Genomic DNA, 16,737 nt, shown 5'->3' with positions numbered 1-16,737 from the left:
ATGAAACATCGAGCACAAGCACGTCCTACCCAGCAACCCGAGTACATTTTTCAGGTTGAGTCACTATCGCATGAGGGACGTGGCATCGCTCATTATGGTTCACATCCGGATCATCCGCAGCATAAACATGGCAAGAAAGTCTTTATCCGTTATGCCTTGCCGGGTGAAACCGTGCGTGCCCGCATTACCCGAGAAGTTAAAAAACTCGAAGAAGCCGACAGCCTTGAATTGTTGAGCGATGCTTCCGAGATTCGCGTAAAACCAGTGTGTCCGCATTTTGGGATTTGCGGTGGCTGTAATATGCAGCATATCGCTGCGGATGCGCAGATTGAACTGAAACAGAATGTGCTGAAATCGCATCTACAGCATTTTGCTGGAATCCAGCCTGATCAATGGCTACCGCCTTTACGTTCACAACGTGAAGATTATCGCCGTAAAGCCCGGATTGGGGTGCGTTATCTACCTTCCAAGGATCAGCTGGTGGTGGGTTTTCGTGAGAATCAGTCCAACAAACTGACACCGATTGATCGCTGTATGATCTTGGATCGCGAGTTTGGCTCGGTTACACGTCTTAAACAATTGCTGCAAGGTCTGAATGGTAAGGCCGACATCGGTCATATAGAATTGGCCATGGGGGATCAGGACATTGCGCTGCTGGTGCGTGAAACTGCAAAATTATCTGCCGGTGATGTCAACCAATTGCGCGAATTTACGTTACAGAAAGGCTGGCAATTGTATCTGCAGCCTGCTGGCAAAGAAACGCTCTCGCGGATAGATGATCCAGAAGCGTCTGCACGCTTACACTATGGTCTTGATGACTTTGATGTGAAATTCGGCTTTAATCCTCTGGACTTTACCCAGGTAAATTCAAGCATTAATCCGCAAATGGTACGATTGGCATGTGATTTGCTACAACTGCAACAGGGTGAACGGGTTCTGGATCTCTTTTGTGGATTAGGAAACTTTTCCTTACCTCTTGCGCGCTGTGTTGGTGCGTCGGGTCAGGTGATTGCGGTCGAGGGAAGTGATGAAATGGTTCGACGTGGGGCGGAAAATGCCAAAAACAATGGTATTGCACAAATAGCGTTCTATTCACAAGATTTAACCAAAGATTTCTCGCACCACACTTGGGCAAATCAAGGTTTTGATGCATTATTAATCGACCCGCCACGTGCCGGGGCAGAAGAAGTCATGCATTATATCCCTCAGTTTGGAGCTAAAAGAATCGTTTATGTGTCATGTAATCCTGCGACACTCGCCAGAGATGCAGGACTCTTGGTACAACAGGGCTATCGTCTCACCCAAGCGGGCGTGATGGATATGTTTACACATACTGGACATGTTGAATCAATCGCATTGTTCGAAAAAGAAAATCAAATAAACGATTAAAGAAATGATGTTTTTAAAAGTAGGAGACGGGTATGGTCACAGTACGTGAGCAACTCCCTGGACGACTCAATGAGTTGTCACAGGAGACGACTGTAGAACATGCCGAACAAGCACACCAGGATCTGACTGAATGGTTGGATCGGGTTCGTGGCATATTAGATGGCGCACCTTTAACGCAGCTCGAAGAAGTCGCCCACTTAACATTAGAAAGAGAGCTGCAAAGTACGGTTCAGCACCGCTCCAATACCTTTTATACCGGTATTGAGATGGCGGATATTCTGGCGCATCTGCATGTCGATGAAGATACTTTGTCCGCAGCCATGTTGTATCGTGCTGTTCGTGAAGGCGTCATGCCACTCAGTGAAGTACTAGAACAGTTCGGCGAACAGGTGCATAGCCTGGTCAAAGGTACGCTTGCCATGGGTAAGCTGTCTGAGCTGATCGAAAAAAATAAACGCTTGGAAGATCATTTCAATAATAACCAGCGTGAACATCTGTCTGGCATTTACAAAATGCTGATCTCGGTCACCGAAGATGTACGTGTCGTTCTGGTCAAGCTGGCCGAACGTACCTATGCCTTGCGTGAACTGGCCAATTCCTCGCGTGAGCGTCAGGAACGGGTGGCCCGAGAAATTCTGACCATTTACTCGCCACTGGCACACCGCTTGGGCATTGCTCAGTTGAAGTGGGAGCTGGAAGATCTGGCTTTCCGTTATCTTGCGCCGGAACGTTATAAAGAAATTGCTTCCTTACTGAATGAAAAGCGTCTGGAGCGTGAACAGTATATTCAGTTTGTGATTGATAAATTACGCAATGAATTGGCTGAGCATGGCATCGAAGCTGAAATTAATGGCCGGGTGAAACACATTTATTCGATTTATCGAAAAATGAAAAGCAAGAACCTGAGCTTTGACCAGCTCTATGATATTCGTGCGCTACGGGTACTGGTGAAAAGTGTACCGGAGTGTTACCACACTTTAGGTATTGTGCATCAGATCTGGCGCCACATTCCGCATCAGTTTGATGACTATATTACCAATCCGAAAGCCAATGGTTATCGTTCTTTACATACTGCGGTGATTGCCGAGAATAAGTCACTTGAAGTTCAGATTCGTACCCATGCAATGCATGACGAAGCTGAACTTGGGGTGTGTTCACATTTTAATTATAAAGAAGGCGCAAAAACCACAGATCGCTCCTTTAACCATCGTCTGCATTCCTTACGTGCGGTACTTGAGCATTATCAAGAACGCAATGAAAGCAGTGCACATAAAGAATCTGAAGATGAAATCGAGAATTTTGAGCATATTCAAGATTTTGAAGGCTTCGAAAAGATCTATGTGTTTAGCCGTGATGGTGATATCAAAGAGCTACCACGTGATTCAAGCGTGCTAGACTTTGCGTATCATGTGCATACCGAAGTCGGGAACAAGTGCTATGCTGCACGGGTGAATCAGCGCTATGTGCCGCTGACCTATACCCTGAAAACCGGTGAACAGGTCGAGATTCTGACCAAAAAAGACCGGGAACCGAACAGGGACTGGCTGGTTAATTCGCTGGGTTATATCAAAACGGCCCGGGCGAGAGATAAATTGCGTCACTGGTTCCGTCAGCAGGATCGCAGCAAGAACCTGGAAGTCGGCCGTGAAGTGCTGAACAAGGAATTGTCACGTCTGGCAATTCACCCGAAATCGATTGATTTGAGTGATTATTGCAACCACTTTAATGTCAAAACCGGTGATGACATTCTGGTGAATCTGGTCAATGGCGATATCAGCCTGCATGCCCTGATTAATCAGGTGAATCGTCATATGCATCTGGATCAGGACGAACCTGAACTGGTGCTGAAACCAGCCTTGAATCCACGTGCCAGCCATACGCTGTCAGCACACGGGATTCTGATCGACGGTCTGGATAACGTGGAACTGCATGTCGCGCAATGTTGCCAACCGGTGCATGGTGAGTCGATTGCCGGCTATATCACTCTGAATCGGGGGGTGAGCATTCATAAGGTGGCCTGTCCGGACTATGTGCGCATGATCACTCAAGAGCCTGAGCGTGCGGTAGAAGCCGATTGGGAAATGCAGCCGACTCGTGGTCAGAGCGTACAGATTGTGGTGGAAGCTTATGATCGACGCGGTTTGCTCAAAGATCTGACGCAAGTGATTTTCTCGGATCAGATCAATATCCGTCAGGTGAATACCATTTCGGAAGCGGACGGTATTGCCAATATGAAGCTGCTGATTGAAGTCAAAGGTCTGGCACAACTTTCCAAACTGCTGGCCCGTCTTGAGCAGCAACCAGGAATTATCAGCGCGCGTCGTCTGGTACAGGGTACTTAATTCCTGTTACCTAAGTTTAAAAAGCCTGCAATTCAATTGCGGGCTTTTTTATTGTAAGGTATTTAAATTACATGCATAAAAAAATAGACCAACAGACCGAGATGAGCGCGACTGAAATATTTGAACGTAGACGAAATAATCTGGCCAAGGTCATTGATCTGCTGATCGAGACACAGCAATTTAAAACTGGCAAAGAAATCTGTGAGCATTTCGGTTTGTCAGCCTCATATATTGCGCAATTGCTGAATAGCAAACGTCAGATCGGGGAGAAGGCAGCAAGGGAACTGGAACAACAACTGGGTCTAGATGTGCTCATTCTAGATCAGTCGACTGAACCAAAAGTTGAATTATCTCCAATTCCAGCGCAAGGTGTACTGTTGCAAATGCAGGTGGTGCAACAGCAGGCATTCGCACTTATCTCCCTGGATTCACCGCTCTCATTCAATCAGGATATTTTTCATCTGCAAGCACAGCATTATGCGATTCAGGTAGCAGGGCCGTATTATTTTCCCAGCTTAAAACCGGGCTGGTGGCTGGTTTGTGACAAACAGGCCGAGTTATCCACTGCAGGCATACTCTGTGTGTATCTGCTCAATGGCCTGCAGCTCATTTTACAGTTGGTGAGCGAAGCTCGGGATCATTATGAATTTCAAAGCCTGAATGAAAGCAGAAAGGTGGTTTTCCAAAAAACCGATATTGAGAAAATCCATCCAGTCATTGCGATTCTTCCCACTGCCACATATTCAAACGGCAGAAATAATTCAGCCCATCATAAGACGGGCTGAACGATGAACATGAAACAGAACAGATTATGGAATCTGGTTCTCGTCTTCAAATTCTGGCTTCACCTGAACAATAAAGTCCTGACGGTTTAGACCACGCCACAAGGCAAAGGCTGTACCAATATAGATCGACGAATAGGTCCCGACAAAGACACCAACAAACATCGCGATCGAGAACCATTTCAGACCATCACCACCCATCAGCATCATGGCAAGCACCACGAGCAATAAGGTCATAGAGGTATGAATGGTACGACGCAGGGTTTCAGTCAGGGCAATGTTAATGATTTCGACCGGTTCTGCACCACGAATCTTACGGAAGTTCTCACGGATACGGTCAGAGACCACGATATTATCATTCAGTGAGAAACCGATGATTGCAAGGAGTGCTGCAAGTACAGTCAGGTCAAATGGCCACTGCATCATCGCAAAAATCCCGAGGGTAACGATGATATCATGGAACAGTGACAATACTGCACCCATAGCCAGCTTGACCTCAAAGCGGATGGTGACATAGACCAGCATCAGCAGGAGCGCAAGTGCCACAGCACCGCCAGAACGGACATAGAGCTCATTACCGACCTGACCACCGACGACATCAACCTTGGGTACTTCTGCCGCATTATTTGGCAGTTGAACCGCTGCTGTAACAGCCTTGGTCAGGTCTTCAGCTTCGATATCTTCCTGAACCGGCATACGCACCATCAGGTCACGTTCAGAACCTAAAGTCTGAACCACAGCATCATTAAAGCCTGCCTGGTTCAATGCCTTGGAGACATCTTCAGGTTTGACCGGATTAGTATAGTTTAATTCGGCTGCCACACCACCGGTAAAGTCCAAACCCAGGTTCAGGCCTTTGGTGGCAATAAAGAAGATACTGGCAACGGTTAAGAGAATTGAAAACAATGCCGCAGGCATCGCAATCTTCATAAACGGAATAATGCGTTCGTCTTCCGGGCGACCGTACTGTTTTTGATTCAGTTGAGTATTTTCAGTCATCAGTGATCTCCTTAAATGCTCAACTTTTTCAAGTTACGTTTTTTGCCATAAATGAGCTGTACCACGGCACGCGTTACTGTAATGGCAGTAAACATCGAGCAGACAATACCAATCATCAGGGTTACGGCAAAGCCTTTGATCGGACCTGTACCAATCGCGAACAGAATGAACGCCACCAGGAATGTGGTCAAGTTCGAGTCGAAAATGGTGTTATAGGCACGATCATAACCGGCCACAATCGCCTGTTTTGGCGAAGCCCCCCATTTCATTTCTTCCCGTATTCGTTCACAGATCAGTACGTTGGCATCGACCGCCATACCAATGGTAATGACGATACCGGCAATACCTGGAAGGGTAAGGGAAGCGCCAATCCAAGACATGACTGTCAGAATCATCGCCAGGTTAAAGACCAGTGCAAAGTTGGCAATCACACCAAACAGACGGAAGAATACCACCATCCAGATTGCGACTAAGAGGAAACCGATCTGAGTTGAAAGTACACCTTTGTCGATGTTTTCTTGACCCAGACTTGGACCAATCACACGTTCTTCTACAAAGTACATTGGCGCAGCCAACGCACCTGCACGCAGCATCAAGGCAAGTTCAGCAGCTTCTTGCGGTGAGTCCAGACCAGTAATACGGAACTGAGAACCCAGTACTGCCTGAATGGTTGCAGCGTTAATCACGACAGATTCAGTATACGGGGTACGAACTTCAGTTTGAGTGCCGGTCGCAGGGTCTTCCACATAATTAATGCGCTGTTTGTTCTCGATGAACAAGACGGCCATACGTTTGCCGACCGCATTACGGGTGGCATCCGACATCAGTTTGCCGCCTGCGCTGTCCAAGGTAATGTTAACTTCAGCACCGCCTGTGTCTTGGCTAAAGCCACTTGATGCATTCTGAACACGTTCACCGGTTAAGATACGGTTACGGTTCAAGAGGAGCTGACGACCACTGTCCAGTGACTCATAAGCAAAGACTTCTGTGCCTGGTGGCAATGCACCCGTTGCCTGACCGGTATATGGATCAATATATTGATCATTCAGGTCAGACACCAGACGGAACTCGAGGTTCGCGGTACGACCTAAGACACGTTTCGCTTCAGCGGTATCCTGCACACCAGGAAGCTCAACCACAATACGGTTGCTGCCCTGAGTTTGAACCAGTGCTTCTGCCACACCTAACTCGTTAATACGGTTACGTAAAGTGGTCAAGTTCTGATTGACAGCATAAGATTCAATTTCTTGCTTACGCACATCAGTATAGTTTAGACGTAAGGTCGAACCGGTCTCGGTCGCAACAGCCTGCTGGGTAAACTCATTGCCATTACGGCGCAAGAAGTCCATCGTTGCAGAACGATCATCATTGTTGGCAAACTGCATCACAATGGTGTTGTTGCTTAAATTCAGGCTATTAAATTTCAGGTTGTTATCACGCAACTGACGACGTAGATCCGTCGCAGAGGTTTCCATGCGCTGGGAAATGGCCTTGTCCATATCCACTTCAAGCAAGAAGTGAACACCACCACGTAAATCCAGGCCGAGCTTCATTGGTTTGGCACCAATTTTTTGCAGCCATTCTGGGGTGGTCGGGGCGAGGTTCAATGCAACCACGTAATCATCACCTAAACCACGACGTAAAGCCTCTTTAGCTTTAAGCTGCGATTCACTTGAATCTACACGTAATAAAGCTGCATTGTTGCCAAAGCTATTGTCATGGGTGGCAATATTTTCAGTTTTTAAAATTTGCTCTGCTTTTTGTACGATGCTTGCATCAATTTGAGTACCGGCTTTGGCACCCGAAATCTGTACAGCAGGTTCATCTGGATACAAACTTGGCAGGGCATATAAGGTACTGATCACCAGGACAACCAGGATCAGTACATATTTCCATGCTGGGTAACGCATTCGTTTTCTTCTTAAAATGAAAAAGTCGTGCGAGGGCACGACTATTTTTGATTAAAGGTTATTTAAAGTGCCTTCAGGGAGGACTGAAATCACACTTGCACGTTGAACTTTGACTTCTACACCACGGCTCAATTCAACCACTGCGAAGTCACCTTCAATCTTGGTGATTTTGCCCATTAATCCGCCTGCAAATACCACTTCACTGCCAACGCCAAGGCTGTCGACCAAAGCACGGTGTTCTTTGGCACGTTTAGATTGAGGACGCCAGATCAAGAAATAGAAGATTGCAATAAAAACAGCAATCATCAAAAGGTTCGCCATCATGCTTGGTTGTTGTGCAGCTTCACCTGCAGCGTGAGCAGTCGAAATAAAAAGGCTCATTACATTTTCCTAAAATAAAAAACTGGTGATCAACTCGATAATAAATTGACATATTCTTGCAATTTACATTGTCTTTTTCCTCAGCGCAAATGCTGATGGATTAATCTTGCGGACAAGGTGGCACTTCCAGGCCACGGCGGGCATAAAAGTCATGAACAAATTCGTCAAATGTACCGTTGTCTAATGCATCACGCATCGCTTCAGTCAAACGCAGGTAATAGCGCAGATTATGAATCGTACCGAGCATAGAGCCGAGCATTTCTCCACATTTTTCGAGGTGGAATAAATAGGCGCGGGTGAAGTTGGTACAGGTATAGCAATCGCAATGTGGATCGAGTGGGCTTTGATCATGACGATATTTCGCATTACGGATCCGTACCAGACCGTCTGTCACAAAATAGTGACCATTACGTGCATTCCGGGTTGGCATCACGCAGTCAAACATATCGACACCACGACGTACCGCTTCCACAATATCTTCGGGCTTGCCGACACCCATCAAATAACGCGGTTTATCTGCCGGCATTTTTTCTGGAAGATAATCCAGAACCTTGATCATTTCCTCTTTGGGTTCGCCAACGGACAGACCGCCAATCGCATAACCATCAAAGTCGATTTCAAGCAGGCCTTTTAAAGATTCATCACGCAAGTCTTCATACATGCCGCCCTGAATAATCCCGAACAGTGCATTACGGTTTTTCAGCACGTCATGATGCTGGGTTTTACAGCGTTTCGCCCAGCGTAAAGACAATTGCAATGATTTTTGCGCTTCTTCATGCGTCGCAGGGTACGGCGTGCATTCATCAAAAATCATTACAATGTCAGAATTCAGCGTATGCTGAATATCCATTGAAATTTCAGGCGATAAAAATACTTTTGAACCATCGATTGGTGAGCGGAAGGTCACACCTTCTTCTTTAATTTTACGCATTGCGCCCAGACTGAAGACCTGAAAGCCGCCTGAATCGGTCAAAATGGGACTATTCCATTTCATGAATTCGTGCAGGCCGCCATGTTCACGAATCACATCCAGTCCTGGACGTAGATACAAATGGAAAGTATTGCCCAGAATGACTTGAGATTTGATCTCTTTAATGTCGCGTGGCAACAGGCCCTTGACCGTACCATACGTACCCACAGGCATGAACATCGGGGTTTCCACCACACCATGTTCAAGCGTTAAACGACCACGACGGGCACGGCCCGACTGACCTAATTTTTCAAACTTCATAGGAGTTCCACATCAAGGCGAAAAAACAGTTCGCTGATTGTTATAGCTAAAGGGCGCTATTTTCCTTGATTCTTACACTAAACGCCAGCATTGTAGAGCATTCGCTCTGTAATTTTATTTATCGCTGAAGCTAGAGAACATCCGGAGATATTGGCGGATGGGCAGAAAACTGCTGCAAGCGCTGCTGGATATCTTCCCGGCTAAGGGCGCAGCTGCCATCCGGCTCAGAGGCCATTGCAGCGATATGCTGGATCAGTTTCTGGATATAATATTGCTATCGACAAAGTAGGATTCCAAGGTCAGCAAATAGGCATCTTGTGCCACTTGCAAATAGTCATAAGGCTCCATCACCAGCATCTGCTCTAGATCAATCAAGATATCTTTGTCGTTTTGCGAGAGTTTCAAGCGTTTCTGTATGGCAGGTAAATGAGTAGTTTGTCTGGATGCCAGAAATTTCTGTAAATGAATATGCTCAGGATTAAGTGTCTGTGCAGATTGGCATTCAAATTCGACTTGGGTGGGCAGGCTCATGAAAAAAAGGATGCCATCCAGATCCAGACCATAAGCCTCAGAAAGACGATGTTTGGTCTGTTTAAAACTCTCCAGCAATAAATCCAGATGCGTCGCGTGCAGCTGTTTTTGTTGTGCCAATACCGGATGGCCAAAGCTGTGCTGGGTTTTAAAATAATCGGCCAGCAAGGTTTTAAAGGGAATGAGTCCAGAGTGGGGCAAAGCATGTGCCCGATAACGCCATTTCCGGACATTCCAGCGATCCTGTTCCGCCAGATATTGCTGAGGATCTTCCGGATCTTTAAAAATACTGCGTTCAGTCGAAATGGCCAGATCATCTAGTAGTAAAAATTCGTCAAAGACCAGACTACAGGCATAGATTTGATCATCCTGATAACGGTCATACAGCCGATAAAATTCCTCGACCAGCGTCTGTTGCAAGTGCTCTAAATAATCCAGCATAATTTTTATTCTTTATTTTATAAGTTTTAGATAGGTACAGCCGCATCCTTGGCTATTTTTATAATAAGTTAATGCGCCAAGGATGCAAAATTTTATCAGATCTTGCTGTTCACTCAGTGAAAGTTCGGACGGTAATCAAAATTCTGTGTCACGCTTTGATCACGGAATGGACGTACCACTTTTTTTCTGAGCAACATATTGTTAATGATGTTATGCGGAAAAATCTGGATCTGGTTGTTAAACAGTTCGACATTGCGATTATAAATCGTAATCGCCGCACCGACATTTTCATTCTGTTCTTCAATTTCAGCCATCATTTTCAGATAGATGTCATTGGCTTTCAGTTCCGGATAATTTTCAATCACGACATTCAGGCTATGCATTAACTGTTTGTTCAGACTTTCAATGCGTTGTAATTGTCCAATATCGGCATCCTTGATATTCAGGTTCATGATGTTCTGACGCAGTTCGGTGACTTTTTCCAGCGTGCCTTTTTCGAAACTCGAGTATTGCTCGACCAGCGGTTGCAGCCCATCCAGAATTTTCAGTTTTTGCCGTTCGTAACTGGCGACATCCGACCAGGCACGAATCGTAGCGTTATGATGACGGATAATACTGTTGCGGATCATGATAATCGTGACAATCAGCGCCACAATGATCAAACATAAAATCAAAAATCCCATCCGAGATCTCCCCAAGCTATATCTATATTTAAAAAATGATGCGAAAAATTTATTTTAAAAACTGCAGCAGATCATGTTGTAAGTTTTCGAGCTGTTTTAATTTAAACGTTCTCAGGTGGCCGCGCAATGTGGAAATATCGCTAATATTCTGCTGCTTGCTCGATACCTGAAATAAATCATGGGGTCCCAGATAGCACAGCATTTTATTTTCTGGGTGAAACAGTAAATCACCCTGACGCTGTTCAAAAAAGTCGGCCAGTCGCAGCACAAAACCCGGACTGAGTAATTTGGCAGTTTGCATCGGATCGCTGCCATAAAAGCTTAATCTCTGGTTGGTGCGAATATCGCTGCTGTGCCAGGGATAGCTATAAGGATAATAAAATTTCTTTCTGGAAGTGGTGACCGCCAGTCCCTGAATCTGGATATCAAACACAAATACGCCCCACAGGTCTTTGTGGACCTGCATCAGTTTAACCGGTTGGCCCTCTTTGTTTCTGGCCTGTACTTCATCAATATAGTGGTATTGGAAGAGTAGTACCTGATGTTGCTGGCCGTTTTCATCTTCCCAGACCGTGCTGGCATAACGCTGAATCTCATTACTCAACGAACCTTGATTGAATACTGGAAATAATTGTTTTAAATGCCGGATAAAGTGCAGGGGATTGAGTGGCATGGAAATATGCAGTGGCTGTTTTAGAAAGGCAAGCTGATATTTTTTGGCCAGTGCCTGTTCTTCCAGAAAAGCAATGACTTCCTCTAAGGGCTGCTGCTGTTCATAGCAAATATAGGCCCAGAAGATACAGAGACAGCCGAGAAAAACACTGCCCTGAATCCAGATATTTCCCGGCGCAATAAAAATGCTGCCAATCAGAAAAAGCCCAATTCCGGCAAGCGCAAGCGGCAGGTTATTTTCAAACTTGAGCGTAATCGGGCCATTCCAGGGATGCAGCCCATCCAGCAATTGCTGATGCGTTTTGGCCTGTTGACCCAGATCCCAAAGCCGAGCGATATTTTGAAACACCACTGCATTTTTCTTGCGGCGAATATGAATGGACTGTTGTACAGACTCGATCGGCATGGGCAATGGTTCTCGCTTATTTCGCCTGATCAATCAGCATGGCATCGCCATAACTGAAGAAGCGATACTTGCTGTCTACTGCATGCTTATAAGCATTGAGAATATTGTCACGGTTGGACAAGGCAGATACAAGCATTAACAGGGTCGATTCTGGTAAATGGAAGTTAGTGATCAAACGATCGACCACTTTAAACTGATAACCCGGATAGATGAAAATCTGGGTATCACCTGTCCAGGCTGCCAGTTCACCGTTATGTGCTTGTGCTGCACTTTCGACTGCACGGGTGGCAGTCGTGCCTACAGAAATGACTTTATTACCGCGGGCTTTAGTCTGACGAATCATCTCGACCGCAGTTTCAGGGACGTCGCACCATTCGCTGTGCATGATGTGATTTTGAATATCATCGGTACGCACTGGCAGGAAAGTACCTGCACCAACATGTAGGGTCACAAAAGTTTTTTGAATCCCTTTGGCTTCCAATTTTGCCAACAGATCGGCATCAAAATGCAGGCTGGCAGTAGGTGCTGCAACGCTGGCCAGTTTGGTTGGGTCATTAAACACGGTTTGATAACGTTCAGTATCAATCTCTTCCGCTTCACGGTTGAAATAAGGCGGAATCGGCAAGGCGCCGTATTGATCCAGCACATCGAGAATTGGTTGTGAAAATTCTACAATAAACAGATTTTCATGACGGCCTTGTACGGTCACTTTCACTGCATCCGGGCCAATAAAAAGTTCTGCACCGGCTTTCGGAGTGTTGCTGGCCTTAATATGACAATAGGCAATAAAGCGATCTTGCATACGCTCAACCAGCACTTCTACCGCACCGCCTGAAGCACGTTTACCTTTTAAACGGGCCTTCATGACTTTGGTGTCGTTTAATACCAACAAGTCGCCGTCTTCAAGTAAATCCAGAATATCGGTAAATTGATGGTCATGATATTGACCTTGGGCATCGAGGTGCAACAGGCGAGAGGCACTGCGTGTTTCCAGTGGGTAGCGAGCAATCAGCTCATCGGGGAGATCAAAATTAAAATCAGAAAGTTGCATGATGATTTACGCTAAAAAAACTGCGGCTAGTATAAACTTTTTTCTTTTTTATGGCGGGAATTGCTCGATTTTAAAACGAAAAAATGCGATTTGTTTTAAAAATAAACAAATGTAAATATTCTGCGTTGACAGTGCTGAGAAATCGCGTATTATACCTTTCATCCACTCCCGAGGTGGTGAAATTGGTAGACGCGGCGGACTCAAAATCCGCTGTCAGAGATGACGTGTCGGTTCGAGTCCGACCCTCGGGACCAAAATTCTAAAAAACCCCAAGCATATTCAGTCTTGGGGTTTTTTATTGCCTGAAATTTATAAAAATTAAAATGATGCATCATTTCAACTGTACCTTTTAAATTGTTTGTGTTTTGGAATATCCGATTACTTTGGCAAATAAGTACCTGCATAAATCCCTGGGTGAAAAACTCAAGATATAAAAAAACCGGCCCCAAGGACCGGTTTTTTAAATCATCTTTAAGCTTTCATGCGATTACGCAGCAAAAGACTCAAGGATTGAGTTTAATGTAGCGCTTGGACGCATTACTGCACCCACTTTCGCTGGATCTACTGCGTAGTAACCACCGATGTCTACAGATTTACCTTGAACTTCGTTCAGCTCAGCAATAATCTTCGCTTCGTTGTCAGCAAGTGCTTGAGCAATCGGCGCAAATTTCGCTTTAAGTTCAGCATCTTCGTCTTGAGCAGCCAGTGCTTCAGCCCAGAATTTAGCAAGGTAGAAATGGCTGCCACGGTTGTCTAGTTCACCAGTACGGCGTGAAGGAGACTTGTCGTTGTCAAGAAGTTGACCTGTTGCCTGGTCAAGTGTCTTCGCAAGAAGTTTCGCACGTGCGTTGTCTTCTTTGATGCCAAGCTCTTCAAGAGATACAGCAAGAGCCAAGAATTCACCTAAAGAATCCCAGCGTAAGTGGTTTTCTTCTACAAGCTGTTGTACGTGTTTAGGCGCAGAACCGCCTGCACCTGTTTCGTACATGCCGCCACCAGCCATCAAAGGCACGATAGAAAGCATTTTCGCAGAAGTACCAAGTTCCATGATTGGGAACAAGTCAGTCAGGTAGTCACGCAGGATGTTACCTGTTACAGAAATAGTATCTAGACCGCGAGCAACACGTTCAAGCGTATAACGCATTGCACGTACTTGTGACATGATCTGGATGTCAAGACCAGTGGTGTCATGATCTTTCAGGTATTTTTCAACTTTCTTGATCAGTTCGTTTTCGTGTGGACGGTACGGGTCAAGCCAGAAGATTGCCGGCATGCCAGAGTTGCGTGCACGAGTAACTGCAAGTTTTACCCAGTCGCGGATCGGTGCGTCTTTCACCTGACACATACGCCAGATATCGCCTTCTTCCACGTTTTGTGACATCAACACTTCGCCTGTTTCTAGGTCAGTGATGTTCGCAACACCTGCTTCAGGAATTTCGAAAGTCTTGTCGTGTGAACCGTATTCTTCCGCTTTTTGCGCCATCAAACCAACGTTAGGTACAGTACCCATGGTTTTTGGATCGAAGTTGCCATTCCATTTACAGAAATTGATCATTTCCTGGTAAATACGTGCGAAAGTTGATTCAGGCATGACTGCTTTACAGTCGTAAGGCTTGCCGTCAGCGCCCCACATTTTACCGCCACCACGAATCATTGCAGGCATAGAAGCATCTACAATCACGTCGTTTGGTGAATGGAAGTTAGTGATGCCTTTTGCAGAATCAACCATCGCTAAAGCTGGACGGTGTTCTTGACAAGCATGTAAATCAGCAATGATTTCTTCACGTACAGAGGTTGGTAAAGTTTCAAGCTTTTCGTAAAGACCCGCCATACCGTTATTGACATTAATGCCAAGCTCATCAAAAAGCTTGCCATGTTTTTCGAATGCTTCTTTGTAGTAGATTCTTACACAGTGACCAAATACGATTGGGTGAGACACCTTCATCATGGTTGCTTTAACGTGTAAAGAGAACAGGATGCCTGCTTCACGACAGTCTTCAAGTTCTTTCTCGTAGAAGTCGCAAAGTGCTTTCTTGCTCATGAACATTGAATCGATGATTTCGCCGTCCAGAAGCGCAACTTTTGGCTTAAGAACAATCGCTTCACCAGACTTGGTGATCAATTCCATTTTTACATTCCGTGCGCGGTCTAAAGTCATCGACTTTTCGCCGTGGTAGAAGTCACCTTCGTCCATGTGTGAAACGTGAGTTTGCGACCACTGTTTCCACTCGCTCATAGAGTGCGGGTGTTTTTTCACGTAGTTTTTAACGGCAGCAGGTGCACGACGGTCTGAGTTACCTTCACGTAGAACAGGGTTTACTGCTGAACCAAGACATTTGCTATAACGTGCCTTGATTGCTTTTTCTTCTTCAGTGGTCGGGTTTTCAGGATAGTCAGGGATTGCATAGCCTTTAGACTGAAGTTCCTTGATACACGCTGTTAGCTGGCCAACAGAAGCACTGATATTTGGGAGTTTGATAATGTTCGTGTCTGGATCTTGTGTAAGACGACCTAGCTCAGCTAGAGTGTCAGGCACCTTTTGCTCTTCGCTTAGGTAATCTGTAAATTCGGAGAGCACGCGCACAGCTACAGAGATGTCACTTTTGACGATCTCAACGCCAGCTGGCTTAGTAAAGGTCTCAATGATCGGCAGCAGAGAATAAGTCGCCAGTAATGGCGCCTCGTCGGTCAGTGTGTAAATGATAGTTGACTTTCCACCAGCCATATATAGCCCCTTGCGTTGGATTGAGTTTCTGAGGACCGAACTTTTGGCCCAGCCTCTTTGAACCGATTTGCTTAAATAAAAACATTGAGAGTATCGTCTTTCAGCGCATTTCAGTCAACGAAATATGCCTTTAGATTGAAATTTGGGTGAAAATTTGTACAGATTTGTATGGTTTAGCCGTGTTTATATTTTGTACAAAAAAATAATCATCTTCTGCTGTAAATCCTGATGAAAATGATCGGAAATGATTCGCTAGCCAATTGTATTCACTGAAAATGGTTTTTTGAGTCCGACATAGACTTAAACTGATCCTCGAGATGTATATCGGTACCGAATGACTTCATGCTGTTTTGCGCAAATTCAGTCAGGCTGATGATGCAAATTTGTCCTTGGCAGATGGCTACATCATCATGGAATAGCTTTGCGCTATACTGGCAAGCATTAATGAAATGATCTTAAAGATTGACACTAACAAGGAAATGTAATGCCCAGCCTGTTTATTGTAATGCTCGGTGGTCGTCATGCCCGTGCCAATACAGAAGTTCATGATGTGGTTTTGGCTGTGGGGGAGAGTCTGGAAGATACCTATCCGCAATTAAAAAATGCCTGGTTTGCGGAACAGAAAGGCTTGCATATTGATGCCTGGGCGCAAATCAACGGGCTAGAGTTCGAGGGCAAGTCCTATGTGCTGCAATTTACTGATGCACAGCCACAGCAATCCGATGAAAAACTTTGGCTGATTAATCTGGGTGGTTATGATCCACGTGAGTTTGGTGAGTTACATCGTTATGTGTTGGTGGTTGCGCAGAATGCTATGGTCGCTAAACAGCGCGGTAAAGCTTACTTCGCCCGGCACTGGCAAAAACAGCATACCGACCGCGTGCTGGATGTAGATGACTGTATTGCCATCGATCAGGTTTATGGCCACTACGTCCAACTGCTAGAGGGTAGTTTTAGCGGCAATCGCTGGGAAAATACCTATCTCACGATTTAAAGCAGTTTGCGATTGAATTAAACTTGCGGCTGGCTTGATGATTCGATAAGCGGTTTAAAAAATCTCTTTATCAAAATAGGACTTACGCACTATTATTTATAGATTCTCTGTGGTAGCAGATGATTTTTATCGAGAATAAAGTCATCAATGAAGTTTTTGATAACTGGTCTAAATAATTTCTTCTGCCAACGATATACATT

General features: G+C 45.4%; 13 protein-coding genes, 1 tRNA gene and 1 pseudogene. 5 read left to right on the top strand and 10 right to left on the bottom strand.

Going from position 1 to position 16,737, the window contains the following annotated elements; genetic code table 11:
• The 3 genes from rlmD (at position 1) to AC1P5O_RS07785 (ending at position 4,516) form a co-directional block, all read left to right on the top strand.
• Positions 1 to 1,389 carry a 23S rRNA (uracil(1939)-C(5))-methyltransferase RlmD gene (gene rlmD, locus AC1P5O_RS07795; protein ID WP_004733737.1) on the top strand — a complete coding sequence of 463 codons (1,389 nt, stop codon included), beginning with the start codon at positions 1 to 3 and terminating at the stop codon, positions 1,387 to 1,389.
• 32 nt (positions 1,390 to 1,421) lie between these two features.
• Positions 1,422 to 3,731, top strand: coding sequence for a RelA/SpoT family protein (locus tag AC1P5O_RS07790; protein ID WP_004733739.1), 2,310 nt, complete (start codon positions 1,422 to 1,424; stop codon positions 3,729 to 3,731).
• A gap of 71 nt (positions 3,732 to 3,802) precedes the next feature.
• The gene (locus AC1P5O_RS07785; RefSeq protein ID WP_004733742.1) at positions 3,803 to 4,516 is read left to right on the top strand and encodes a hypothetical protein; all 714 of its coding nucleotides are present in this window, start codon (positions 3,803 to 3,805) and stop codon (positions 4,514 to 4,516) included.
• A 24-nt stretch (positions 4,517 to 4,540) separates the two neighbouring features.
• On the opposite strand, the gene secF is transcribed toward AC1P5O_RS07785, so the two are convergent.
• The 8 genes from secF to queA all read right to left on the bottom strand — a co-directional run bounded on the left by secF (position 4,541) and on the right by queA (position 12,818).
• Positions 4,541 to 5,512, bottom strand: coding sequence for a protein translocase subunit SecF (gene secF, locus AC1P5O_RS07780; protein ID WP_004733743.1), 972 nt, complete (start codon positions 5,510 to 5,512; stop codon positions 4,541 to 4,543).
• Between the two features lie 11 nt (positions 5,513 to 5,523).
• Positions 5,524 to 7,422, bottom strand: a complete 1,899-nt coding sequence (gene secD, locus AC1P5O_RS07775; protein ID WP_004733746.1) for a protein translocase subunit SecD — start codon at positions 7,420 to 7,422, stop codon at positions 5,524 to 5,526.
• Between the two features lie 51 nt (positions 7,423 to 7,473).
• Entirely contained in the window at positions 7,474 to 7,803 is a 330-nt protein-coding gene (gene yajC / locus AC1P5O_RS07770) for a preprotein translocase subunit YajC (RefSeq protein ID WP_004645158.1), read from the bottom strand.
• Positions 7,804 to 7,903: 100 nt separating this feature from the next.
• Positions 7,904 to 9,034 (bottom strand): tRNA guanosine(34) transglycosylase Tgt, encoded by a 1,131-nt coding sequence (tgt, locus tag AC1P5O_RS07765; RefSeq protein WP_004733748.1) that lies wholly within the window; start codon positions 9,032 to 9,034, stop codon positions 7,904 to 7,906.
• Positions 9,035 to 9,286: 252 nt separating this feature from the next.
• The gene (locus tag AC1P5O_RS07760) at positions 9,287 to 10,006 is read right to left on the bottom strand and encodes a DUF4303 domain-containing protein (RefSeq protein ID WP_004733750.1); all 720 of its coding nucleotides are present in this window, start codon (positions 10,004 to 10,006) and stop codon (positions 9,287 to 9,289) included.
• 113 nt (positions 10,007 to 10,119) lie between these two features.
• Positions 10,120 to 10,689, bottom strand: a complete 570-nt coding sequence (locus AC1P5O_RS07755; RefSeq protein ID WP_004733752.1) for a LemA family protein — start codon at positions 10,687 to 10,689, stop codon at positions 10,120 to 10,122.
• Between the two features lie 49 nt (positions 10,690 to 10,738).
• A complete protein-coding gene (locus tag AC1P5O_RS07750; RefSeq protein WP_121979805.1) occupies positions 10,739 to 11,767 on the bottom strand; it encodes a hypothetical protein in 1,029 nt (342 codons plus the stop codon).
• A gap of 16 nt (positions 11,768 to 11,783) precedes the next feature.
• Positions 11,784 to 12,818 (bottom strand): tRNA preQ1(34) S-adenosylmethionine ribosyltransferase-isomerase QueA, encoded by a 1,035-nt coding sequence (queA, locus tag AC1P5O_RS07745; protein ID WP_004645165.1) that lies wholly within the window; start codon positions 12,816 to 12,818, stop codon positions 11,784 to 11,786.
• Between the two features lie 167 nt (positions 12,819 to 12,985).
• On the opposite strand from queA, the gene AC1P5O_RS07740 reads away from it, so the two are divergent.
• A tRNA-Leu gene (locus tag AC1P5O_RS07740) sits at positions 12,986 to 13,072 on the top strand.
• Positions 13,073 to 13,305: 233 nt separating this feature from the next.
• On the opposite strand, the gene AC1P5O_RS07735 is transcribed toward AC1P5O_RS07740, so the two are convergent.
• Positions 13,306 to 15,543, bottom strand: a complete 2,238-nt coding sequence (locus AC1P5O_RS07735; RefSeq protein ID WP_121979804.1) for an NADP-dependent isocitrate dehydrogenase — start codon at positions 15,541 to 15,543, stop codon at positions 13,306 to 13,308.
• A 484-nt stretch (positions 15,544 to 16,027) separates the two neighbouring features.
• On the opposite strand from AC1P5O_RS07735, the gene AC1P5O_RS07730 reads away from it, so the two are divergent.
• Positions 16,028 to 16,537: a DUF1543 domain-containing protein gene (locus AC1P5O_RS07730; RefSeq protein WP_005252819.1), complete on the top strand. Its 510-nt coding sequence runs from the start codon at positions 16,028 to 16,030 to the stop codon at positions 16,535 to 16,537.
• A gap of 92 nt (positions 16,538 to 16,629) precedes the next feature.
• Here the strand turns inward: AC1P5O_RS07730 and AC1P5O_RS07725 are convergent.
• Positions 16,630 to 16,737: pseudogene (locus tag AC1P5O_RS07725) on the bottom strand (IS701 family transposase); the annotation flags it as partial.

Source organism: Prolinoborus fasciculus (genome assembly GCF_056724605.1).
Note: the sequence above shows the minus strand (reverse complement) of the source record. Positions and strands in the feature narration are given on the sequence as shown.

Bases quoted from the DNA above. Each gene is read 5' to 3' on its own strand.
- AC1P5O_RS07790 (WP_004733739.1), top strand. From the start codon at position 1,422: ATGGTCACAGTACGTGAGCAACTCCCTGGACGACTCAATGAGTTGTCA.
- AC1P5O_RS07785 (WP_004733742.1), top strand. From the start codon at position 3,803: ATGCATAAAAAAATAGACCAACAGACCGAGATGAGCGCGACTGAAATA.
- yajC (WP_004645158.1), bottom strand. From the start codon at position 7,803: ATGAGCCTTTTTATTTCGACTGCTCACGCTGCAGGTGAAGCTGCACAA.
- tgt (WP_004733748.1), bottom strand. From the start codon at position 9,034: ATGAAGTTTGAAAAATTAGGTCAGTCGGGCCGTGCCCGTCGTGGTCGT.
- secD (WP_004733746.1), bottom strand. From the start codon at position 7,422: ATGCGTTACCCAGCATGGAAATATGTACTGATCCTGGTTGTCCTGGTG.
- queA (WP_004645165.1), bottom strand. From the start codon at position 12,818: ATGCAACTTTCTGATTTTAATTTTGATCTCCCCGATGAGCTGATTGCT.
- AC1P5O_RS07760 (WP_004733750.1), bottom strand. From the start codon at position 10,006: ATGCTGGATTATTTAGAGCACTTGCAACAGACGCTGGTCGAGGAATTT.
- AC1P5O_RS07750 (WP_121979805.1), bottom strand. From the start codon at position 11,767: ATGCCGATCGAGTCTGTACAACAGTCCATTCATATTCGCCGCAAGAAA.
- rlmD (WP_004733737.1), top strand. From the start codon at position 1: ATGAAACATCGAGCACAAGCACGTCCTACCCAGCAACCCGAGTACATT.
- secF (WP_004733743.1), bottom strand. From the start codon at position 5,512: ATGACTGAAAATACTCAACTGAATCAAAAACAGTACGGTCGCCCGGAA.
- AC1P5O_RS07735 (WP_121979804.1), bottom strand. From the start codon at position 15,543: ATGGCTGGTGGAAAGTCAACTATCATTTACACACTGACCGACGAGGCG.
- AC1P5O_RS07755 (WP_004733752.1), bottom strand. From the start codon at position 10,689: ATGGGATTTTTGATTTTATGTTTGATCATTGTGGCGCTGATTGTCACG.
- AC1P5O_RS07730 (WP_005252819.1), top strand. From the start codon at position 16,028: ATGCCCAGCCTGTTTATTGTAATGCTCGGTGGTCGTCATGCCCGTGCC.